At 68.6% G+C, this 20720-nt stretch carries 18 protein-coding genes and 1 pseudogene; 9 read left to right on the top strand and 10 right to left on the bottom strand.

Annotated features, from left to right (window positions below):
• The first annotated feature begins 1 nt into the window (after position 1).
• The 3 genes from ACE3OK_RS10610 to ACE3OK_RS10600 are packed head-to-tail and all read left to right on the top strand — an operon-like array spanning position 2 to position 2972.
• Positions 2-1099 (top strand): sensor histidine kinase, encoded by a 1098-nt coding sequence (locus tag ACE3OK_RS10610; protein ID WP_374249514.1) that lies wholly within the window; start codon positions 2-4, stop codon positions 1097-1099.
• Complete coding sequence (locus ACE3OK_RS10605) at positions 1096-1845, top strand: LytR/AlgR family response regulator transcription factor (protein WP_374249513.1); 750 nt, start codon at positions 1096-1098, stop codon at positions 1843-1845. Before ACE3OK_RS10610 ends, ACE3OK_RS10605 begins: the two co-directional genes overlap by 4 nt.
• Positions 1842-2972: an acyltransferase family protein gene (locus ACE3OK_RS10600; protein ID WP_374249512.1), complete on the top strand. Its 1131-nt coding sequence runs from the start codon at positions 1842-1844 to the stop codon at positions 2970-2972. Before ACE3OK_RS10605 ends, ACE3OK_RS10600 begins: the two co-directional genes overlap by 4 nt.
• A gap of 30 nt (positions 2973-3002) precedes the next feature.
• On the opposite strand, the gene ACE3OK_RS10595 is transcribed toward ACE3OK_RS10600, so the two are convergent.
• The 5 genes from ACE3OK_RS10595 to radC all read right to left on the bottom strand — a co-directional run bounded on the left by ACE3OK_RS10595 (position 3003) and on the right by radC (position 7647).
• A complete protein-coding gene (locus ACE3OK_RS10595; RefSeq protein WP_374249511.1) occupies positions 3003-3761 on the bottom strand; it encodes an SDR family NAD(P)-dependent oxidoreductase in 759 nt (252 codons plus the stop codon).
• A gap of 35 nt (positions 3762-3796) precedes the next feature.
• Positions 3797-4363, bottom strand: a complete 567-nt coding sequence (locus ACE3OK_RS10590; RefSeq protein WP_374249510.1) for an isoprenylcysteine carboxylmethyltransferase family protein — start codon at positions 4361-4363, stop codon at positions 3797-3799.
• 102 nt (positions 4364-4465) lie between these two features.
• On the bottom strand, positions 4466-5221 hold the full coding sequence (locus ACE3OK_RS10585) for an SPOR domain-containing protein (RefSeq protein WP_374249509.1): 756 nt from the start codon (positions 5219-5221) through the stop codon (positions 4466-4468).
• Positions 5221-6921 (bottom strand): arginine--tRNA ligase, encoded by a 1701-nt coding sequence (gene argS / locus ACE3OK_RS10580; RefSeq protein ID WP_374249508.1) that lies wholly within the window; start codon positions 6919-6921, stop codon positions 5221-5223. The genes ACE3OK_RS10585 and argS overlap by 1 nt, the downstream gene beginning before the upstream one ends.
• 51 nt (positions 6922-6972) lie before the next feature.
• Complete coding sequence (gene radC / locus ACE3OK_RS10575) at positions 6973-7647, bottom strand: DNA repair protein RadC (RefSeq protein WP_374249507.1); 675 nt, start codon at positions 7645-7647, stop codon at positions 6973-6975.
• Positions 7648-7743: 96 nt separating this feature from the next.
• On the opposite strand from radC, the pseudogene coaBC reads away from it, so the two are divergent.
• The 3 genes and pseudogenes from coaBC (at position 7744) to ACE3OK_RS10560 (ending at position 11787) form a co-directional block, all read left to right on the top strand.
• Positions 7744-8954: pseudogene (gene coaBC, locus ACE3OK_RS10570) on the top strand (bifunctional phosphopantothenoylcysteine decarboxylase/phosphopantothenate--cysteine ligase CoaBC).
• Entirely contained in the window at positions 8951-9412 is a 462-nt protein-coding gene (dut, locus tag ACE3OK_RS10565) for a dUTP diphosphatase (protein WP_374249506.1), read from the top strand. The pseudogene coaBC and the gene dut overlap by 4 nt, the downstream one beginning before the upstream one ends.
• A 14-nt stretch (positions 9413-9426) precedes the next feature.
• Positions 9427-11787, top strand: a complete 2361-nt coding sequence (locus ACE3OK_RS10560; protein ID WP_374249505.1) for a phosphomannomutase/phosphoglucomutase — start codon at positions 9427-9429, stop codon at positions 11785-11787.
• Positions 11788-11838: 51 nt separating this feature from the next.
• Here ACE3OK_RS10560 and ACE3OK_RS10555 read toward each other — a convergent pair whose 3' ends face one another.
• On the bottom strand, positions 11839-12534 hold the full coding sequence (locus tag ACE3OK_RS10555) for a hypothetical protein (protein ID WP_374249504.1): 696 nt from the start codon (positions 12532-12534) through the stop codon (positions 11839-11841).
• A gap of 29 nt (positions 12535-12563) precedes the next feature.
• Positions 12564-13214, bottom strand: coding sequence for an orotate phosphoribosyltransferase (gene pyrE, locus ACE3OK_RS10550; RefSeq protein WP_374249503.1), 651 nt, complete (start codon positions 13212-13214; stop codon positions 12564-12566).
• A 64-nt stretch (positions 13215-13278) separates the two neighbouring features.
• Here pyrE and ACE3OK_RS10545 point away from each other — a divergent pair, with 64 nt between their 5' ends.
• Together ACE3OK_RS10545 and ACE3OK_RS10540 are read left to right on the top strand one after the other, a co-directional pair.
• Positions 13279-14079 carry an exodeoxyribonuclease III gene (locus tag ACE3OK_RS10545; protein ID WP_374249502.1) on the top strand — a complete coding sequence of 267 codons (801 nt, stop codon included), beginning with the start codon at positions 13279-13281 and terminating at the stop codon, positions 14077-14079.
• A complete protein-coding gene (locus tag ACE3OK_RS10540; RefSeq protein WP_374249501.1) occupies positions 14076-15380 on the top strand; it encodes an MFS transporter in 1305 nt (434 codons plus the stop codon). Before ACE3OK_RS10545 ends, ACE3OK_RS10540 begins: the two co-directional genes overlap by 4 nt.
• A gap of 35 nt (positions 15381-15415) precedes the next feature.
• Here the strand turns inward: ACE3OK_RS10540 and ACE3OK_RS10535 are convergent, their stop codons facing one another.
• From ACE3OK_RS10535 to ACE3OK_RS10525, 3 genes are all read right to left on the bottom strand, one after another.
• Complete coding sequence (locus tag ACE3OK_RS10535) at positions 15416-16240, bottom strand: hypothetical protein (RefSeq protein WP_374249500.1); 825 nt, start codon at positions 16238-16240, stop codon at positions 15416-15418.
• 162 nt (positions 16241-16402) lie between these two features.
• Positions 16403-17524 (bottom strand): anhydro-N-acetylmuramic acid kinase, encoded by a 1122-nt coding sequence (locus tag ACE3OK_RS10530; RefSeq protein WP_374249499.1) that lies wholly within the window; start codon positions 17522-17524, stop codon positions 16403-16405.
• A 29-nt stretch (positions 17525-17553) separates the two neighbouring features.
• Positions 17554-18996 carry a M23 family metallopeptidase gene (locus tag ACE3OK_RS10525; protein WP_374249498.1) on the bottom strand — a complete coding sequence of 481 codons (1443 nt, stop codon included), beginning with the start codon at positions 18994-18996 and terminating at the stop codon, positions 17554-17556.
• A 165-nt stretch (positions 18997-19161) separates the two neighbouring features.
• Between ACE3OK_RS10525 and tyrS the strand changes: the two genes are divergently transcribed.
• Positions 19162-20373: a tyrosine--tRNA ligase gene (gene tyrS / locus ACE3OK_RS10520; RefSeq protein ID WP_374249497.1), complete on the top strand. Its 1212-nt coding sequence runs from the start codon at positions 19162-19164 to the stop codon at positions 20371-20373.
• Positions 20374-20720 lie beyond the last annotated feature (347 nt).

Genomic DNA, 20720 nt, shown 5'->3' with positions numbered 1-20720 from the left:
GATGACGCAAGCGCGAACGCACATCGCCGCGCAGCCGCCGTTCTGGCTGGCGCTGCTGGCCGGATTGCCCGCCATCGCTTCGCTGGCGTTGATGGTGATCCCCGATCTCGGGCACGGCCACGCGGCGGCCTTCAAAGGCCTGTACCTGGGCTTGTGCCTGCTGTGGAGCATCCCGCTGGCGGCGCTGCAGCGGGCGCTGTGGCGGCGCGGGCGGGCGTGGTGGTGGCTGCTGGGCTTCGTGTTCGCCGTGACCTATGCGATGGCGGTGGCCAACAACCTGGCGGGCCAGTGGCTGGCCATCGCGATGGGCTGGACGCGCGATCCCGCGCTGGACTGGGCGTCGCTGCTGGGTGGGCTGGAGTCCTGCTGGCTGGCGCTGCTGGCCGCGGGCGCATCGCACGCGGTGCTGGCCTATGCCTATCGCCTGCGCCGGGAGCAGGCGCAGCACCTGGCGGCGCGCGCGGCGATGCGCGACGCCGAGCTGCGCGCGCTGCGCTACCAGCTGCAGCCGCATTTCCTGTTCAACACGCTCAATGCGGTGTCGGCGCTGGTGGCGGAGCAGCGCAATGCCGAGGCGCAGGCGATGATCGCGCGGCTGGGCGATTTCCTGCGCGGCACCCTGGCCGCACCGCAGGCCCACGAGGTGCCACTGGGCGAGGAAATCGCCGCCGCCGAGGATTACCTGGACATCGAGCGCGTGCGGCTGGGCGATCGCCTGCGGCTGCGCTGGCAGGTCGGGCCGGACGTGCTGCAGGCGCGGGTGCCGCGGCTGCTGCTGCAGCCGCTGCTCGAGAATGCGATCCGCCACGGCATCGCACCCGGCGCGGGTGCGGGCCGGTTGGACATCACCGCCGTGCGGGAGGGCGACCGCCTGCGCCTGGAGGTGAACAACGATGTGTCCGGGGAGGAGGGTGCGCGCGATCCCGATGCCGGCGACAGCGACGGGATCGGCCTGCGCAACCTGCGCGAGCGCCTGCAGGCGCTGTACCCGGACGACCATGCGTTCTCGGCGGGTGCGGGCGGCGACGGCTTCCGGGTCGCGCTGGACCTGCCCTGGCGCGAACGCGATGGCCAGCGGTTGCGGGGGGCGGCGCCTTGATCCGCATCGCCATTCTCGACGACGAGCCGCTGGCGCGCGCCGGCGTGCGTGCGCGGCTGCAGGCGCATGCCGACGTGCGCGTGGCCGCCGAGTATGCCGACGGGCAGGGCGCGCTCGACGGCCTGCGCACGGTGCCGGTCGACCTGGCCTTCGTCGACGTGCGCATGCCCGGGCTGTCCGGCCTGGACGTGCTGGCGCAGTTGCCGCCGGCGCAGCGGCCGCTGTCGATCCTGCTGACCGCGCATGACGGCTTCGCGGTGCGTGCGTTCGAACTGCGCGCCATCGACTACCTGCTCAAGCCCATCGACGACGTGCGCTTCGCGGAGGCCCTCGACCGCGCCCGCGAGCAGCTGGCGCTGCGTGCCGGAACCCTGCCGGTGCAAGCCGACGAAGCCACCGCCGACGGTCGCATCGAGATCCGTATCGGCAACCGGATCCGCCATGTCGATGCGGAGCAGGTCGACTGGATCGAAGCCGACGGCGATTACGCCCGCCTGCACGTCGGCGCGCGTTCGCACCTGCTGCGCGAGCCGCTGCACCGGCTGGCGGAGCGCCTCGACCCGCAGGCGTTTATGCGCGTGCACCGCTCGGCGCTGGTGCGGGTGGCGATGATCGACGAACTGCAGCCGCTGGCGAACCGCGATGCCCTGCTGCGCCTGCGCAACGGCACGCCGGTGCGTGCCAGCCGCACCTACATGGAAGCCCTGCTGGCGCGGCTGCGTCGGGCGGGCTCGGGAACCACATGAACGCACTCCATGATTCCGCGCGGCACCTGCCGGGCCTGGACCTGCTGCGCGCCATCGCGGTGCTGTGGACGATGCAGTTCCACGGCTTCCTCGTCGGCGGGCTGGGGCCGGACTGGGCGTGGCTGGAGCGCTACGGCTGGATGGGCGTGGACCTGTTTTTCGTGCTCAGCGGCTACCTGATCGGCGGCCAGCTGCTGCGGCCGCTGGCGCGGGGCACGGTGCCGTCGCTGCGCGTGTTCTACCTCAAGCGTGCGTTCCGCATCCTGCCCGCGTTCGGGGCGGTGCTGGCGGTCTATCTGCTGTGGCCGGGTTTCCGCGAGGCGCCTGGGATGGAGCCGTGGTGGAAGTTCGCGCTGTTCGTGGTGAATCTCGACATCGACTACGCCGCCAACGCCGCGTTCTCGCATGCGTGGTCGCTGTGCGTGGAGGAGCACTTCTACCTGCTGTTCCCGGCGCTGGCGCTGCTGCTGGCGCGCAGGCCGTCGCCGGCGAAATTCTGGGCCGTGTGCGTGGCCGTGCTGCTGGTCGGCATCGCGCTGCGCAGCGGGATCTGGCTGCACGATGACGCCATCCAGCCGCAGCGCCCGTGGTTCGTCGAGGATATTTACTACCCGACCTGGAACCGGCTCGATGGCCTGCTGCTGGGGGTGATGCTGGCGGCGTGGCAGGCCTACCGGCCCGCATCGTGGGCCCGCGCCGCGAACCACGCCAACGGGTTCGCGCTGGCCGGCGTGGCGATGATGGCGCTGGCCTTCTGGCTGTTCCGCGACCGCGTCGGCCTGCTGGGTAACAGCATCGGCTGGCCGGTGCTGTCGCTGGGGCTGGCCCTGCTGGTGTTCGCCGGTGCGCAGCCGCATGGCGTGCTGGGCGCGCGAGCATTGCCGGGTACGGGCTGGATCGCTGCGATTTCGTACAGTCTCTACCTTGTCCACAAGCCGATCTACGCCGTGGTGCAGGCGCACTGGGGGCAATGGCTGGACGGGCGCGGCATCGTGGCGTGGCTGGCCTATGGCGCGGCGTCGCTGGCAGCGGCGGCACTGCTGCACTACGCGGTGGAGCGCCCGTTCCTTCGGCTGCGCGGTCGCGCCCTGCGGGCCTCCGCGGCGGTCCCGGCCGCAGCGACCTGATCGGGTGCCTGCTTCACCCGGCCCCGGGCGTCAGGCCTGGCGATGCACCTGGAAGCCGGCGAACGACTGCGAGGTCGGCATCAGCTCGATCCGGTTGATGTTGAGGTGTGGTGGCTGGTTGGCGACCCAGAAGATCGTCTCGGCGATGTCCTCGGCGGTCATCGGGTGGGCGCCGCCGTAGAGTTTGTCGGAGGCGGCCTGGTCGCCGTGGGTGCGGACCACGGTGAACTCGGTTTCGGCCATGCCCGGCTCGATGCTGGTCACGCGCACGCCGGTGCCGTGCAGGTCGGCGCGCAGGCCCAGCGAGAACTGGCTGACGAAGGCCTTGGTGCCGCCGTAGGCATTGCCGCCGGTGTAGGGGTAGGTGGCCGCGGTGGAGCTGATGTTGATGATGGCGCCCTTGCGCGCAATGAGCGTGGGCAGCAGGGCGTGGGTCAGCGTCACCAGTGCAGTGACGTTGGTGTCGATCATGGTCTTCCAGTCGGACAGCAGCGCCTCCTGCGCGGGCTTGGTGCCCTGCGCCAGCCCCGCGTTGTTGACCAGCAGGTCGATCCCGCGGAAGCGTTCCGGCAGCGAATCCAGCGCAGCGCGCAGGGCGGCCTCGTCGCGGATGTCGAAGCAGGCGGGGTGCAGGGCCTCGCCGAGTTCGGCGCGCAGGGCGTCGAGGCGGTCGGCGCGGCGGCCGGTGGCGATGACCTGCCAGCCGGCGGCGATGAAGCGGCGCGCGGCGGCGCGGCCGAAGCCGGCGGTGGCGCCGGTGACGAGGGCGGTGCGGGGCGTGGTTTTCATCACCGCATTCTAAGGCGTGCAGCGCTGCGGCGTGATTACCAGATGCCGGGCAACAGGCGACGGGTTTGCCGTGCGTACGCCGGATAGTCGACCGGAAACGCCGTGGCCAACACCTGCTCTTCGACCCGGATGCGCCACAGGAACACGCAGGTCACCGGCATGCCGACGACCAGCAGCGAAAGCATGTCGCCCTGGCACAGGCCGAAGCCGAGGAACGTGGCCAGTGCGCCGGTGTAGGACGGATGGCGCAGCCAGCGGTAGGGGCCGGCACGGACGATGCGGTGGTCGTCGGCAATGGCGACGTTGACGGTGAAATAGCGCCCCAGCACATGGATGGCCCACCAGCGGAACACCAGGCCGCCTGCCATCAAGCCCAGGCCGGCATGGAACAGCGGGGCGTGCAGGGGGGCCGGGAACGGCAGCAGATGCGCGTGGGACAGCCACACGGCCAGGAAAATGGACGCATAGATGGTGACCAGCAACAGGCGCAGGGTGCCACCGTCACGCGCGCCGGTACCGGCATGTTTGCGCAGGCCCAGCCAGATTTCGCTGCCGGCCCAGAGGGCGACGAGCGTGGTGTAAAGCACTTGCGTTGCATGCATGGCCGTTGGCCCATCAATGAGGACGGGTACAGCCTAGATGCGCCGGCATTGCTGCGGGAGTGACACTTCTCACCCTGTGCGGGTGACGGCCGCAGGGTGCGGTCAGTGGGTTTTCACCGCAATGGCGGACAGTCCGCCGCCGCCGAGCTTGGCTTTGGCGTCGGCCAGTTCGGACGCGCTGCCGTAAGGGCCCATGCGCACGCGGTACACGGTCTTGTCGCCGATCTGTGCCGACTCCACCCGTGCCGACAGGCCCAGCATCGCGATTTTCGCCTTCACCGCTTCGGCATCGCCGGAGGCTCCGAAGGCACCGGCTTGCAGGATGTAGTGGGCATCGCCCACCGCAGGTGTTTCGGTGGCCAGTGCCTTGCTGCCGGCCTCCGGCTTGCCGGCATCGGCTTTGGCGGTGTCGGCCTTGGCGGGGGCCGGCGTCGCGCCGGCGTCGGTGACGGGCGTGGGCAAGGCCGTTGCGGCGGTGGCCAACTTCTGTGCGCGCGCCTGAGCTTCGGCTTCCGCCTTGGCGCTGGCCGCCAGCTCGGCGTCGCTCATCTGCACGCCCTCACCGGGAAGCAGGGTGTAGAAGTCGTACTGGGTGGGCTTGGGCTTGTCCGATTCGGGCTTGCCGGCCGGGGCGGCATCCGGGGCGATGACATCGCCGGTGTCGCTGACCACAGGTGGCAAGGCGTCGGGATTGGGTTTGGGGCGGAAGAAGCCGTCGCCGCCATGGGTGGGCAGGATGCGCGGCACCAGCAGGACCGCCGCCAACGTCAGTGCCACGCCGATGGCCAGCCACGCCCAGCCTGGCATCTTCCCGGAGCTGTTGCGCCGGGCCTGTGATTTTCCGCGTCGTGCCGCCATCACATGCTCTCCGGGGCGGACACGCCCAGCAGGTCCAGGCCGTTGGCCAGCACCTGGCGGGTGGCCAGCGCCAGCGTCAGGCGCGCATCGCGCAGGGCGGCGTTCTCCACCAGTACCGGGCTGGCGTGATACCAGCCGTGGAAGGCGTTGGCCAGCTCGCGCAGGTACTGCGCGACCAGGTGCGGCTCCAGCGTGGCACCGGCGGCCTCCACCACGTCCGGGAAGCGCGACAGCTCGCGCAGCAGTTCCTGCGCCGGCGCATCGTCCAGCACCTGCAGCGAGGCGGCGCCATTTGCCGCGTCGTACGCGTAGCCCTTTTCGCCGGCCTGACGCAGCAGACTGCAGACGCGGGCGTGCGCGTACTGCACGTAGTAGACCGGGTTGTCGTTGCTCTGCGAGCGCGCCAGGTCGATGTCGAAGGTCAGTTGCGAATCGGGCTTGCGCGCGATCAAAAACCAACGCACCGCATCGGCGCTGGTTTCTTCGATGAGATCGCGCAAGGTCAAATAACTGCCGGCGCGCTTGGACAGCTTCACTTCTTCGCCGCCACGCATCACCGTCACCATCTGGTGCAGCACATAATCGGGGTAGCCCGCCGGGATGCCGCAATCCAGCGCCTGCAGGCCAGCCTTCACCCGCGCCAGCGAGCCGTGGTGGTCGGCGCCCAGCTCGGTGATCGCGCGCTGGTAGCCGCGCTGCCATTTGGATAAGTGGTAGGCCACGTCCGGCACAAAATAGGTGTACGTGCCGTCGGATTTGCGCATCACGCGGTCTTTGTCGTCACCAAAATCGGTGCTGCGCAGCCACAGCGCGCCGCCTTCCTCGTAGGTGTGGCCCTTGGCGATGAGTTCGCGCACGGTCTCCTCGACCTTGCCGTCGGTGTACAGCGAGGATTCGAGGAAATAGCGGTCGAACGACACGCCGAACGCGGCCAGATCCGCGTTTTGCTCGCGGCGCAGGTAGGCCACCGCGAAGGCGCGGATGGCGTCGAGGTCGTCGGCGTCGGGCTTGCCGGTGACGATGTGGCCGTCCACTTCCACGCTGTCGCCGCGCAGGTAGGCGGCGGCGACATCCATGATGTAGTCGCCGTTGTAGGCGTCGGCCGGCCACTGCGCATCGCCGGGCTTGAAGCCCTTGGCGCGCACCTGGGTGGAGATGGCGAGATTGTTGATCTGCACGCCGGCGTCGTTGTAGTAGAACTCGCGCTTCACGTCCCAGCCGTTGGCGGCCATCACCCGGGCGATGCAGTCGCCGATCACGCCGGCGCGGCCGTGGCCCACGTGCAGCGGGCCGGTCGGGTTGGCGGACACGTATTCCACGCCGACGGTCTTGCCGCCGCCGCTGGCATTGCGGCCGAACGCGGCGCCGGCGGCGTGGATGTCGCGGACCTGCTGCTGCCAGGCCGCCGGGGTCAGGTGGAAGTTGATGAAGCCGGGGCCGGCGATCTCGACCCTGGCGATCGCATCGGAGGCGGGCAACGCATCGACCAGTTGTTGCGCCAGCGCGCGCGGGTTGCTGCGCGCGGCCTTGGCCAGCAGCATCGCCACGTTGGTGGAAAAGTCGCCGTGCGCGCGCTCCTTCGGTCGCTCGATCACGAACTCGGGCGTGGGCAGGTCGGCGGGCAGGGTGCCTGCGTCGCGCAGGGCGGTCAGGCCGCCTTCAATCAGTTCGGAGATCAAGGCACGGAGCTGGGTTTTCACGGGGTCTGCGATGCGGCAATTCAACGACCGGCCATTGTACGCGAGGCGGCCTCACAGCATGCCCCGCTGCGCCATCGACGTGGGCGGGCCATCGCCGATCACGAAGTGGTCCAGCAGGCGCACGTCCACCAGCGCCAGTGCCTGCTTGATGCGGTGGGTGACGGCGCGGTCGGCGGCGCTGGGGTCGGGGTTGCCGCTGGGGTGGTTGTGGCCGATGATCGCCGCCGCCGCGCCGTGCGCCAGTGCGCGTTGCACCAGGATGCGCGGGTGCACTTCGGCCCCGTCGATGCCACCGTGGAACAGTTCCTCGAACGCCAGTGCGCGGTGGCGGGTATCCAGGTACAGCACCGCGAACACTTCATGCCCCAGCTTGCGCAGGCGCTGGGCGAAGTAGCGGCCGGCCGCGCCGGGCTCACCCAGGGGTTCACCGCGTTCCAGTTGCGCGGCCAGGTGCCGGGTGCCCAGTTCCAGCGCGGCGCTGAGCAGGCAGGCGCGGGCCGGGCCGATGCCGCGCAGGCGGGTCAGGGCGCGGGTGTCGCGATCCAGCAGCCGGCGCAGCCCTTCCTGTTGCGATAGCAGGGTGCGGGCGCTGGCCACCGCATCCTGGCCGGCGGTACCCGAACCCAGGAACAGGGCCAGCAGCTCGGCATCGGACAGGCTGCCGGGGCCACGGGCCAGCAGCTTTTCGCGGGGGCGTTCGGTTTCGGGCCAGTCACGGATGTGCATGCGGGCAGGATGTCGCGGCGCGGGTGTCTCCGGCAGCGGGGAACGCCCCGGCATCGGGTAAGCTGCCGCTTTGGAACAAGGTCAGGGAACGGCCCGATGCAGGCGACGAGATTTCCGAATGCCGGCTACCGCGTGCTGCTGTGCGTGTGCGGCGGCATTGCCGCGTACAAATCCGCCGAATTGGTGCGCCGGCTGCGCGATGCCGGTGCCGAGGTGCAGGTGGCGATGACCGAGGCCGCGCAGCGCTTCGTGGGCGCGCAAACCTTCCAGGCCTTGTCGCATCGGCCGGTGCGTACCAGCCTGTGGGACACGCAGGCCGAAGCGGCGATGGGGCATCTGGAACTGGCGCGCTGGGCGCAACAGGTGGTGGTCGCGCCGGCCACCGCCAATACCTTGGCGAAGCTGGCGCACGGGCTGGCCGACGATCTGGTCAGCACCCTGTGCCTGGCCACCACGGCCCCCTTGCTGGTGGCCCCGGCCATGAATCACGTCATGTGGAAGCATCCGGCCACGCAGGCGAACATCGCCACGTTGCTGGCGCGCGGCGTGCGCATGGCCGGCCCCGACGACGGCCCGCTGGCGGAAGGGGAGTCCGGCCCCGGGCGGATGGCCGAACCCGCGCAAATCGTGATGGCGCTGGAGACAATGGCATGAGTGCGGTGCTGGCGGGGATGCGCGTCGTGGTCAGCGCCGGGCCGACCTATGAGGACATCGATCCGGCCCGTTTCCTGGGCAACCGCAGCAGCGGCAAGATGGGCTTCGCGATCGCCGCCGAAGCCGCCGCGCGTGGTGCCGACGTGGTGCTGGTGGCCGGCCCGGTGCATCTGGAGACCCCCGCCGGCGTTGCGCGCATGAACGTGCGCAGCGCGGCGCAGATGCATGCGGCGGTGCTGGCGGCGCTGCCTTGCGATGTCTACATCGGTGCGGCGGCGGTGGCCGATTTCACCCCGCGCGCCTGTTCACCGGGCAAGATCAAGAAACAGCCGGGGCAGGACACGCTGGTGCTGGAGCTGGTGCAGACCCGCGACATCCTGGCCGACGTGGCCACCCATGCACGACGCCCGCGGCTGGTGGTGGGGTTCGCGGCGGAAACCGACAACGTGGCCGGTTACGCGCGCGGCAAGCTGGAGCGCAAGCGGCTGGACATGATCTGCGCCAACCGCGTGGGCGTGGCCGGTTGCGGGTTCGAAAGCGACGACAACGCCCTGCTGGTGATCGACGCCGCGGGTGAGCGCGCGCTGGGCCCGGCCCCCAAGTGCGAATTGGCGGGCCTGTTGCTGGATTTGATCAAGGAGCGGCTGGCGTGAATGCGCATGTCTTGCAGGTGAAAGTGCTGGATGCGCGCTTCGGCGGGCAATGGCCGTTGCCGGACTACGCCACCGCGCACAGCGCCGGGCTGGACCTGCGCGCGGCACTGGAGGCTCCCCTGGAGCTGCTGCCCGGGGCCACCGCACTGGTGCCGTCGGGGCTGGCCATCCATGTCGGCGACCCGGGCCTGTGCGCGGTGATCCTGCCGCGTTCCGGGCTGGGCCACAAACACGGCATCGTGCTGGGCAACGGCACCGGGTTGATCGATGCCGACTACCAGGGGCCGCTGATGATCAGCGTCTGGAACCGCAGCGATGTCGCCTTCACCATGGCCCCCGGTGACCGCATCGCCCAACTGGTGCTGTTGCCGGTAGTGCGCGCCGTGCTGCAAGTGGTGGATACTTTCGAGGAAAGTGCGCGGGGCCAGGGCGGGTTCGGCCATACCGGCGTGCGTTGAACAGGGGAGCGTGCATGGCTGTGTTCGGATTGGGCGGCAACAAGGAGCACGACGACGGCGGCGAAGGCAAGGGCGTGCAGTTCGATCCCCTGCAAACCGCGCGGCTGCTGCCGTGGCTGGTGCTGCTGCTGGTGGCACTGGGGCTGTGGTGCCTGGTGACGGGCGCGCTGGGGATGCGCGACGACAACCGCCAGCACAATCTGGAGTTCGCCCGCGACGATGCGGTGGTGGTGGTGCGGCGCTCACTCAACGAGCAGCGCCAGAAGCTCGGCACGCAAATGGCATCGCATGCGTTTGTCGCGGCGATCGCGGCGGGTGATCGCGCAGCCGCGATTGCAGCGGTGCGCCGCGACTGGGACGAGGCCAAGCGGGTGGAATTGTGGCCGGCCGATCTCGACGCGCTTTACACCGCATTGCCGCGCAGCGGCTTCGGCATGCTGGCGGTGAGCGAAGAGGCGATCGCCACCGGCAAACCCGCCGTGCGCATCGTGCAATCCGGTGGCGAGCACCGGCTGGCATTGGCTGCGCCGGTGAAGGCGGCCGCGGCGCAGTTGGTGTACGTCGAATTGCCGTTGACCCGGCTGGCCAGTGGCGTGGAAAGCCCGGCGTTGCCGGGTGGCACCTACATGGCTCTGCGGCAAGGCCAGCGCAGCGTGATCGAGCGTGGCGACAAGGCGTTGGGGGTTGCCGCCGAGGCCCTGGGCATCCGGATCCCCGACAGCGAGCTGCGGGTGGCCGCCGCCATCCCCGATGACACCCCGACACCGTTCGGGCTGGGTGGTCTGGCGGCGCTTGCGCTGGGCGTCGTGCTGCTGCTGGTCGCGGGCGGGTTGTGGTTCGTGTTGCGGCCGCGCTTGCTGGCGTTGGCCGGGGTGGGCGAGGTGGAGGCCGGGCCTACCCTGCTGGACCTGCAGCAAGCGCTGCCGACGCAGGATGTGCCGAAGGTGCAGGTGCGCGAGCACGATGCGCCGAAGAAGGATGCGCGTGTGCCGGTGGTCATCGACCATCGCATCTTCCGCGCCTACGACATCCGCGGCGTGATCGGCATGTCGCTGGATGCCGGGGTGGCCGAATTGATCGGCCAGTCGATCGGCTCGGTGATGGCCGAGCAGGGCCTGGACAGCATCGTCGTCGGCCGCGATGGCCGCTTGTCCGGCCCGGACCTGGCGGAAGGCCTGATCAAGGGCCTGCGCAAGGCCGGCCGCAACGTCATCGACATCGGCATGGTCCCCACGCCAGTGGTGTATTTCGGCTGCTACCACCTGCGCACCGGTTGCGGCGTGGCCATCACCGGCAGCCATAACCCCCCGGATTACAACGGCTTCAAGATCGTGGTCGGCGGCGAGACCCTGGCCGGTGATGCCATCAAGGAGCTGCACGCCCGCATCGCCGAGGATCGCCTGCTGGATGCCGACGTGCCCGGCACGCTGGACGAACGCGACATCGGCGAGGACTACGTGCAGCGCATCGCCGGCGACATCCAGATCGGCCAGCGGTTGAAAGTGGTGGTGGATGCCGGCAACGGCGTCGCCGGCGTGCTTGGGCCGCGCGTGCTGGAGGCCATCGGTGCCGATGTCACCCCGTTGTTCTGCGACATCGACGGCAACTTCCCCAACCACCACCCCGACCCCAGCGAGCCGCACAACCTCGAAGCGCTGGTGCAGATGGTGCAGCGGCTGGATGCCGACCTCGGCATCGCCTTCGATGGCGATGGCGACCGCCTGGGCGTGGTGACCAAGGCAGGCAAGAACATCTACCCCGACCGCCTGCTGATGCTGTTCGCCGCCGACGTGCTGGAGCGCAACCCGGGCGCGATGATCGTGTACGACGTCAAGTGCACCGGCCGGCTGCCCGTGCACATCCTGCGCCATGGCGGCAGCCCGCTGATGTGGAAGACCGGGCACTCACTGATCAAGGGCAAGATGCGCGAAGTGGATGCCGCGCTGGCCGGCGAGATGAGCGGCCACTTCTTCTTCGCCGAACGCTGGTTCGGCTTCGACGATGGCATCTACGCGGCGGCGCGCCTGCTGGAAATCCTGGACACCAGCGGCGAACTGCCCGAGGCCGTGTTCGACGCGTTGCCGGACGGCATTTCCACGCCGGAGATCAAGGTGGAGATGCCCGACGATGTCGACCCCCACGAGTTCGTGGAGCGTTTCCGCCTTACCGCCACCTTCGAGAGCGCGCGCCTGACCACCATCGACGGGGTGCGCGTGGACTGGCCGGACGGCTGGGGGCTGGTGCGTGCGTCCAACACCACGCCGGTCCTGGTGATGCGCTTCGATGCCGAAAGCAGCAACACCATGGCGCGCATCCAGCAGGCGTTCCGCGAGCATTTGCTGCGGTTGGAGCCGGAGCTGCGGCTGCCGTTCTGAAGTGGCGCGGCCAAGCCCCGCCGGGTCCGGGCGGGGCGGCGGCCCGGGTGGTCAGCCGGCGCCGGGTTTGGCGTTGGCCGGGGCGGGCGTGGCGGATGCCGGCGTCGTGCCCTGCTTCATTTCCCGGTAGCGGCGCAACGAATCGGCCAGCTCACGCTCCAGCTCGGCACGGTCGGTCTCCTGTGCCAGCAGGATCTGCTGCTGGCGCAGCAGTTCGGCATGTTGCTCCTGGATGGCGCTGGTCATGGCCTTGGTGACCGGGGCATTCGCCAATTCCTGGTCGCCGGCCTGGCGCAACAGCGAGAGCAGGCTCAGCCGCAGGTTGACCAGCCCCAGCCGGCTGGCTTTGAGGGTTTCATCCAGCAGCGAGGTGCGTTCGCCATAGGCGCGGCGCAAGTCGTTTTCGGTCAGATACGATTCCACCATCGCCAGGTCGCGGCGCTTCTGCATCGCATCGGCTTCGGCCTGCAGGCGCGCCGCCTCGGCCGCTTGTGCGGCGGAAGTGCGCTCTTCCGCGGTCAGCGCGCGATCGACCCGGCCCGTCACCAGCCCGCTTTTCAGGCTGAGTTCGGTGCGCGCGCTGTCGGCGGCGGAAGCGGGCAGCGCATCGCCGCACACCTTGCGGCCGCCTTCATCCCAGCAATAGATTTTTTTCTCGGTGGGTGGCTTGGTTTGCGCGCCGGCACTGCCCAGGCCGGTCAAGGCGATGGCGGCAACGGCGGCGGCAAGTTGGCGATGGTGCGGCATGGCGTCCCCCTGTGGCAGGCGTGAGCGTATCAGGCGATTCCGTAGCGTGCGCGATAGGCGAGCAGGGCATCGCGATGGGCGGCAAGCCCGGTGCTTGCGTCGGCCAACGCAAGCAGGTCGCCCAATCCGGCCACCGCGATCACCGGGATGGCATGCTCGCCGGCCACGGCTTGTGCGGCCGATGCGGTGGCGTCCTCGTGCACGCGCTCCTGGCGGTCGAGGGCAATCACGATGCCGGCAGGAATGCCGCCAGCCTCGCGGATGATCGCCAACGCCTCGCGGATCGCGGTGCCGGCGGTGATCACGTCGTCCACGATCAGCACCCGGCGGCCGGCCAGTGGCGCGCCGATCAGGCTGCCGCCTTCGCCATGCGCCTTGGCTTCCTTGCGGTTGAACGCCAGCGGCAGGTCGCGGCCGCGGCGGGCGTATTCGCAGGCCAGTGCGGTGGCCAGCGGGATGCCCTTGTAGGCCGGCCCGAACAGCAGGTCGAAGTCCAGCCCGGTGGCGTCCACCGCATCGGCGTAGCAGCCCGCCAGCCCGGCGAGCGCCGCGCCGGAATGGAACTGCCCGGCATTGAAGAAATACGGGCTGAGGCGGCCGGATTTCAGGGTGAACTCGCCGAAGCGCAAGGCATCGGCGCGCAGGGCAAGTTGCAGGAAGCGTTGGCGATGGTCGGGCATGGCAAGACCGGGCGGTTGCTGGACAGCGCCAAAGGTTACCGCATGGAACGGCTATCCTTGCCGCATGCGCATCCTTACCTTCAACGCCAACGGCCTGCGGTCGGCCGCCTCCAAGGGTTTCTTCGACTGGTTCGCCGCACGCGACGTGGATGTGCTGTGCGTGCAGGAAACCAAGGCGCAGGAGCACCAGCTCGCCGACGCCGTGTTCCGGCCCGACGGCTACCAGGCGTGGTTCAAGGATGCGCAGAAGAAGGGTTACAGCGGCGTGGCGATCTACAGCCGGCGCGCGCCCGACGAGGTGCGCACCGCGCTGGGCTGGGCGCCGTTCGACGACGAGGGGCGCTACATCGAGGCGCGCTTCGGCAACTTGTCGGTGGTCAGCTTCTACATCCCGTCCGGCAGCTCGGGCGAGGAGCGCCAGGGCTTCAAGGAAGAGGTGATGGCCTGGCTCAAACCCATCCTGGATGGCTGGCTGGCCAGCGGCCGGGAATATGTCCTGTGCGGCGACTGGAACATCGTCCGCGCCCGCAACGACATCAAGAACTGGACCGGCAACCAGAAGAATTCCGGGTGCCTGCCGCACGAGCGTGCCTGGCTCAGCGGGATGATCGCCGACGGCTGCCATGACGGCCTGATCGTGCCGCCTGCCAACGGCTGGAAGGACGCTTTCCGCGTCGCCAAGCCGGATGCGGTGGAGTACTCGTGGTGGTCGCAGCGCGGTGCCGCGCGCGCCAACAACGTCGGCTGGCGCATCGACTACCAGTTGTGCACGCCGGGGCTCGCCGCCGGCATCCGCGGTGCCGAGATCTTCCCCGAGCCGAAGTTTTCCGACCACGCGCCGCTGCTGGTGGAGTACGCCGAGTGAATGCCTCAAGGCCCACCAAGCCCTCGGTCTGGGCATCGTTCGCGCAGCCCGCGGCGGGCACGATGTTCTTCTTCGGATTTTCCTCCGGCCTGCCGTTCCTGCTGGTGGCCGGCACGCTGGCGTTCTGGTTGAAGGATGTCGGCATCGTGCTGAAGGACATCACCATGATCGCCAGTGCCGGCATGCTGTATGCCTTCAAATTCGTGTGGGCACCGCTGCTGGATCATTGGCAACTGCCCGGCTTCAAACGGCTGGGGCGGCGGCGTGGCTGGCTGCTGGCGGCGCAGTTGGGCGTCGTCGCCTGCCTGCTGCTGATGGCGGCGCTGACGCCCGCGCAACTGGGCCTGTTCATCGCGGCCACGCTTGGGGTGGCGTTTTTCGGCGCGACGCAGGACATTGCGGTGGATGCCTATCGCATCGAGATCGCGCCGGTGGATGCGCAGGGCGCGCTGGTGGCCACCTATTCGCTGGGTTACCGCATCGGGTTGATCGTGGCCGGCGCGTTCGCCGCGATCATGGCCGACCACATCGCGTGGAGCCTGGTCTATGCGGTGATGGCGGCGGCGATGGGCATCCCGCTGGTGGCCAACCTGCTGGCGCGCGAGCCGCAGGTATTGCGGAAGCCGCATCCCGCCTGGGGTGATGCCATGGTCAGCGCGGTGGTGGACCCGTTTGCCGATTTCTTCCGTCGCTACGGGGTGGCGCTGGCGCTCGCGGTGCTGGCCTACATCCTGTTGTTCAAGGTGCCGGAACAGGCCACGGTGGGCGGCATCATGAGCCCGTTCTACGTCGATCAGGGCTTCACCAAAACCCAAATTGGTTCCATCACAAAACTGTGGGGCGTGTGGGTGGGCATCCTGGGCGTGTTCTGCGGCGGCGCGCTGGTGAGCCGGCTGGGGGCATGGAAATCACTCGGGATCATGATGCTGGTGTGTGGCAGCTGCAATCTGCTGTACCTGCTGCTGATGCTGCACAAGGGCGATCTGTGGGTGCTGACCGCCGTCATTTCCGCCGAAAACTTCACCCTGGGCATGCTGGGCCCGCCCACCGTGGCATTCCTGTCGGCACTGGTGAATCAGGAGCACACCGCCACCCAGTACGCCTTGCTCAGTTCGCTGGTGAACCTGCCGGGCAAGATCCTCGGTTTCTTCGCCGGAGGCATCGTGATGGCCACCGGCTACGGCATGTATTTCGTCATCACCGTGCTGGCGCTGATCCCCGCCGCGCTGCTGTATGTCTGGCTCACGCCAGCGTTGCGGCAGCGGGTGTTCGTCGAGGAAGACGTCGTCGAGTCAAGCTGACTCCGCCCTGAGTTTTTCCCGAGCTGCGCGCCCCGCTAGTTCAGGCGTTTGGTGACTTCGGCGGCATCCGCAGGGAACGAAACGATGCCGAACGTCGTGCGGAAAAGCTTCCGGTCGCCGTCCGTCGGCAGGACCATCCCAAGGAATTGCAGCTTGAACCGCGGTGAAAAGAACGGCGCGGCAAAGTTCACCCGCTCCGTGCCCGTCAATTTTCCACTTGCATCATCGACGTACAACCGCAGCGCTTCGCGCAATCCCGCACTCACCTGCGCTTCGAGTGCTTGCTGGCGCTCCGCTGACAGGCCCGCCGCCAATTCGCTGTGCGACCACCGCGACGGAAGTTGATACAGATACTTGCCCGTCCAGGGGCGAGCCGCGTTATCGCTCACGTCGATCCCGGTGCCAACCCAGACGTTCCCGTCGCCCGCACTCACCAGCGTCATGTACGGCTTGATGTTGAGCGTGCCGGTGCCGCCTTCGTCCGCCCGGGACAAGCCCGCTTCCCGCAGCATCGGCGCGAGCAGCGCCACCGGATCGATCGGGATTTTCCCGGACAGCGCCCGGGCTTCGGTGTCCGTCCGCTTCTTGATGGCCGCAATGTTGGCCGCGACACCGAGGGGGCCGAGCAGCACGCCGACCGCAGCACCGCCACCGCCGAACTGCTGCTCATAGAGGATGGAATTCGATGCGTTCAGTGGGCGTATCAGGTGGTTGGCCGTGGCTTCCTTGTCCGTGTACGTCCGGATCGCGAAGGATGCGTCGACCTGCAACGCGGGCGTCGAGAGGAGCGCTGGCTGTTTTGCGCTCGCTGCGGAAAAGGCGCAGAGAAAAAACGCGAATGCCCAAAGTCGCAGTGCCATGAAGGGAGCTCATCCAAAAAAGTGACAGGAGTATAGGGAGTTCAATCCCCACCCGACACGCGGCTTGTGGATGGTGACAGGGCCGAGCAGGCGCATCGGGCATGGGGGCATGCGCGCCGACATGGTTTACGGGGCTGGCCCATTGAATGGCCGCGTGTCCGCTCAGGCCGGATAACGCGCACCCAGCACGCGCGGGCCTGCCGCGCCGGTGACGGCGGGCAGGTTGCCAGGCCGCCCGGCCAGGTGCTCGCGGGCCAGCCACGCGAAGGCCATCGCTTCCACGTAATCCGGGTCCAGCCCGTGCGCGGCGCTGGATTCGACCACCGCGTCCGGTAGCGCCGCGGCGAGGGCGGCCATCAGCACCGGGTTGTGCACGCCGCCGCCGCAGACGATCACCCGCCGCGTGTGCGGCTGGGTGGCTTGCAGGGCCGTGGCCGCACTGTGGGTAGTCAGCGCCAGCAGGGTGGCCTGCACGTCGGCGGGGGTTTCGTTGCCGGCCAGTGCGGCTTCCACCCAGTCGAGATGGAACTGGTCGCGTCCGGTCGATTTCGGCGGTGGCGCGGCAAACCACGGCTCCGCCAGCAGGCGCGCCAGCAGCGCCGCATCCACCCGGCCGATTGCCGCAAACGCGCCGCCGGCGTCATACGGCTGCGCGCGGTGGCGCAGGCACCAGGCATCCATCAATCCGTTGGCCGGGCCGGTATCGAAGCCACGCACGGTGCCCCGCGCGGGCAGCAGGGTCACGTTGGCGATGCCGCCGAGGTTGAGTACCGCGCGGTCTTCGCCGGGGTCATGCAGGGTGGCGGCGTGGAAAGCCGGCACCAGTGGTGCGCCGTGGCCCCCGGCGGCGACGTCGCGACGGCGGAAATCGGCCACCACCTGCACGCCGATGCGCTCGGCGATCACGTGCGCATCCCCCAGTTGCAGCGTGAATGGCGTATCCCCGTGCGGACGGTGGCGCAAGGTCTGGCCGTGCGAACCGATGGCCATCACGGCTTGCACCGGCACCCCGGCGGCACGCAGCGTGGTCGTCGCGGCGGCGGCGAAGGCGTGGCCGATGCGGACATCCAGCGTGCCCACCGCGTCCAGTGTCAGCGCCTGCGCATGCTGCCCCAATGCCAGCAGCTGCGCGCGCAACGACGGCTCCCACGCGAGTACCTGTCCATGGACCAGTTCCGGACGTGCCTGCGGGCCGTCGCCATGGAAACGCACCAGCGCCGCATCGATGCCGTCGACGCTGGTGCCGGAGATCAGGCCGAGATAGAGGGGGGCTGCGGTGCTCATGCCCCGCAGTATCGCATCGCCGCAGGTGCTCAGCCCTTCTTCCGCGTCGCCGGTGCGGGCTTGGCGGTGCTGGCGATGCGGCTGCCGTCGTCAAGCTGGAACACCACGTTTTCCACCTCGCGGATCTTTTCCAGTGCGTGCGCGGTTTCGCCCTTGAACGCCACCAGGTCGCTGCCGGCCAGCGGCTGCGGCGGCGGCAAGGTCATCTTCATCGGGTTCATGTGCGCGCCATTGACGCGGAATTCGTAGTGCAGGTGCGGGCCGGTGGCGAGGCCGGTCGCGCCCACGTAGCCGATCACCGTGCCTTGCGCCACGCGCTGGCCGACGTGGATGCCGGCAAAGCGCGACATGTGCCCGTACAGGGTGGTCTTGCCGCCGCCGTGGTTGAGGATCACCACGTTGCCGTAGCCGCCCTTGCGGCCGACGAACTCCACCCGCGCATCGCCCGCCGCCATGATCGGGGTGCCGGTGCCGGCCGCGTAATCGATCCCCATGTGGCCGCGCATCAGGCCCAGCACCGGATGGCGACGCATGCCGAAGCCGGAGGTGATGCGCGCATAGGGGATCGGCATGCGGATGAACGGACGCTTGAGCGAGCGGCCATCGGGGGTGAAGTATTCGGGCTTGCCATCACGCAGGAAGCGGAAGGCGCTCTTGACCTTGCCATCCACGGTGAAGGCGGCGGCCTGCACCGGGCCGGTGTTGACCAATTGGCCGTTCTTCCAGGTCTGGTCCACCACCACGCTGAAACGGTCGTCTTCGGAAAGGTCGGAGTCGAAGTCGATGTCGTATTTGAACATCTCGTCGGTCAGCTGGTTGAGCTGGGCGCTGCCCAGGCCCAATTGCCGCGCCGATGCGAACAGGGACTTGCCTACCTCGCCGGTCAGTACCACCGTGCGGGTGGTGATTTCCACCGGCACCGCGTGCTCGCGCAGGGTGTCGCCGTTGAATTCCAGTTCGATCGGCGCCTCGCCGATCCCCGGGCCCGGCTCCAGCCGCATCGCCCGCACGCTGCCGTCGCGCGGCAGGTTGAAGCTCAGCTGCGTGCCGGGACGCAGCTTGCGCAGGGTGGGCTTGATTCGCGGGTGCTGCATCACCCGCGCCAATTGGTCGTAGGGGATGCCCAGTTCCTCGAACACCCCACTCAGGGTTTGCCCGGGCTTGAGGGTGACCGATTGCCAATTGTCATCGGTCACCTTGCCGGCCAGCCGGCCCGGCCTGGGCAGGGTGAGCTGCAGTGTCATCCGCTGCGTCTGCGGGCTGGCATGGTTGTCCAGCACGCTGGAGAAACCGGGCACGATGGCTGCCAACAGCACGCCCATCGACGTCAGGACACTGGCATGCGCCCATTGCCGGCGGGTCCAGCGGCCACGAAAGGCCGCGATCGGGGGCGTGGTGGTGGGACGATCCGCATTGACCCGGGCGCGTTCAAGGTTCTCGCGCCGAACGGCGTCATGATTGCTGTCCACCATGTGGTGATCCCCGCGTGTGGCATTTTGACCGACGCGGTACCATAGACACATGATGGGTGTGCGTCAACCCGTTGAATCTGTTGGTAATTTCCGATTTTTCGGTTAACGTGTCCTTAACTTCACCCTGAATACGTAGCGCCACCGGGCGCTCGCCGAGGAATGCCTGTGTCCGAACTGCAACACGCGCTGGGTGTGCTCGCCCGCGGCAGCGATGAAATCCTCAAGCAAGAAGAGTTGGCGGCGCGGCTGGCTTCCGGCCGCCCGCTGCGGGTCAAGGCCGGCTTCGACCCCACCGCTCCCGACCTGCATCTGGGCCACACCGTGCTGCTCAACAAGATGCGGCAATTCCAGGAGCTTGGGCATCAGGTCATTTTCCTGATCGGCGACTTCACCGGGATGATCGGCGACCCGACCGGCAAGAACGTCACCCGCAAGCCGCTGACCCGCGAGGAAGTGCTGGCCAACGCGCAGACCTACGCCGACCAGGTGTTCAAGGTGCTCGACCGCGAGCGCACCGAGGTGCGCTTCAACAGCGAGTGGTTCGGCGCGATGAGCGCCGCCGACATGATCCGGCTGGCCGGCCAGCACACCGTGGCGCGCATGCTGGAGCGCGACGATTTCGCCAAGCGCTATGCCGCGCAGCAGTCCATCGCCATCCACGAATTCCTGTATCCGCTGGTGCAGGGCTACGACTCCGTCGCGCTGAAGGCCGATGTCGAGCTGGGCGGCACCGACCAGAAGTTCAACCTGCTGATGGGGCGCGGTCTGCAGGAGCACCACGGGCAGCCCCCGCAGATCGTGCTGACGATGCCGCTGCTGGAGGGCCTGGACGGCGTCAACAAGATGTCGAAGTCGCTCGGCAATTACATCGGCATCAATGAGCCGGCCATCGACATCGTCACCAAGACGATGAAGATCGGCGACGCGCTGATGTGGAAGTGGATCGACCTGCTCAGCTTCGAGATCGGCATCGACGAGGCGGCGCGGCTGCGCACCGAGGTGGCGGCCGGGTTGAATCCACGCGACATCAAGCTGCGGCTGGCGCGCGAGCTGGCGGCGCGCTTCCACGACGCGGCCCAGGCCGAGCAGGCCATCGCCGGCTGGCATGCCGCCGTGCGCGGCGAGGGCGACCTGTCGACCCTCCCGCTGCAGGAGGTGGCGGTGCCGGCGGAGGGGCTGCGTATCGCGGCGCTGCTGGTGGCGGCCGGGCTGATGCCCAGCAACTCCGAGGCCAACCGCAAGCTCAAGGAGCGTGCGGTGCGCGTCGATGGCGAGTTGTTCGAGGATGCGGCGCGCGTGTTCACGCCCGGTTTCGAGGGAGTGCTGGCGGTCGGGAAGCGCAACTTCGCGCGCGTGCGCCTGCGCCGGGCGGGCTGATGTACTGATGGGGTGTCCTGCATGCGCGCGCAATAGCCGCATTCAGGGGGCGAAAACAAGGCTTCCAAAACGCGCCCGACTGGTGCAAGATGCGCGCCCTTGTCGATGACGGCCCGCCGCCGCGGCAAGGACGAGGAAAGCGAAGCGCACCGGGTGTTGACAGCAATCCAAACCCCGGTATTATTTGCGGCCCTCCTGCCAACGGCTCCGGCCTGAAGCGGAAGAAAAAAGTTCACGGCAGGGTGTTGACAGCAATGCAAACCCCTGTATGATGGGCGGCTCACTCGGACGCTACGGCGTCGAGGGGCAAGAAGGGAAGGCGCTGAGGCCTGACCTTGAGATCTTTG

Source organism: Thermomonas sp. (genome assembly GCF_041905325.1).
Lineage (GTDB): Bacteria > Pseudomonadota > Gammaproteobacteria > Xanthomonadales > Xanthomonadaceae > Thermomonas.
The sequence above is the reverse complement of the archived record's forward strand: the minus strand, read 5'-3'. Positions and strand labels throughout refer to the sequence as shown.

Coding starts and splice junctions, on each gene's coding strand:
- ACE3OK_RS10600 (WP_374249512.1), top strand. CDS start 1,842: ATGAACGCACTCCATGATTCCGCGCGGCACCTGCCGGGCCTGGACCTG.
- ACE3OK_RS10530 (WP_374249499.1), bottom strand. CDS start 17,524: ATGAGCACCGCAGCCCCCCTCTATCTCGGCCTGATCTCCGGCACCAGC.
- ACE3OK_RS10535 (WP_374249500.1), bottom strand. CDS start 16,240: ATGGCACTGCGACTTTGGGCATTCGCGTTTTTTCTCTGCGCCTTTTCC.
- ACE3OK_RS10525 (WP_374249498.1), bottom strand. CDS start 18,996: ATGGTGGACAGCAATCATGACGCCGTTCGGCGCGAGAACCTTGAACGC.
- pyrE (WP_374249503.1), bottom strand. CDS start 13,214: ATGCCCGACCATCGCCAACGCTTCCTGCAACTTGCCCTGCGCGCCGAT.
- ACE3OK_RS10595 (WP_374249511.1), bottom strand. CDS start 3,761: ATGAAAACCACGCCCCGCACCGCCCTCGTCACCGGCGCCACCGCCGGC.
- ACE3OK_RS10555 (WP_374249504.1), bottom strand. CDS start 12,534: ATGCCGCACCATCGCCAACTTGCCGCCGCCGTTGCCGCCATCGCCTTG.
- ACE3OK_RS10585 (WP_374249509.1), bottom strand. CDS start 5,221: ATGGCGGCACGACGCGGAAAATCACAGGCCCGGCGCAACAGCTCCGGG.
- ACE3OK_RS10545 (WP_374249502.1), top strand. CDS start 13,279: ATGCGCATCCTTACCTTCAACGCCAACGGCCTGCGGTCGGCCGCCTCC.
- ACE3OK_RS10590 (WP_374249510.1), bottom strand. CDS start 4,363: ATGCATGCAACGCAAGTGCTTTACACCACGCTCGTCGCCCTCTGGGCC.
- ACE3OK_RS10610 (WP_374249514.1), top strand. CDS start 2: ATGACGCAAGCGCGAACGCACATCGCCGCGCAGCCGCCGTTCTGGCTG.
- radC (WP_374249507.1), bottom strand. CDS start 7,647: ATGCACATCCGTGACTGGCCCGAAACCGAACGCCCCCGCGAAAAGCTG.
- ACE3OK_RS10560 (WP_374249505.1), top strand. CDS start 9,427: ATGGCTGTGTTCGGATTGGGCGGCAACAAGGAGCACGACGACGGCGGC.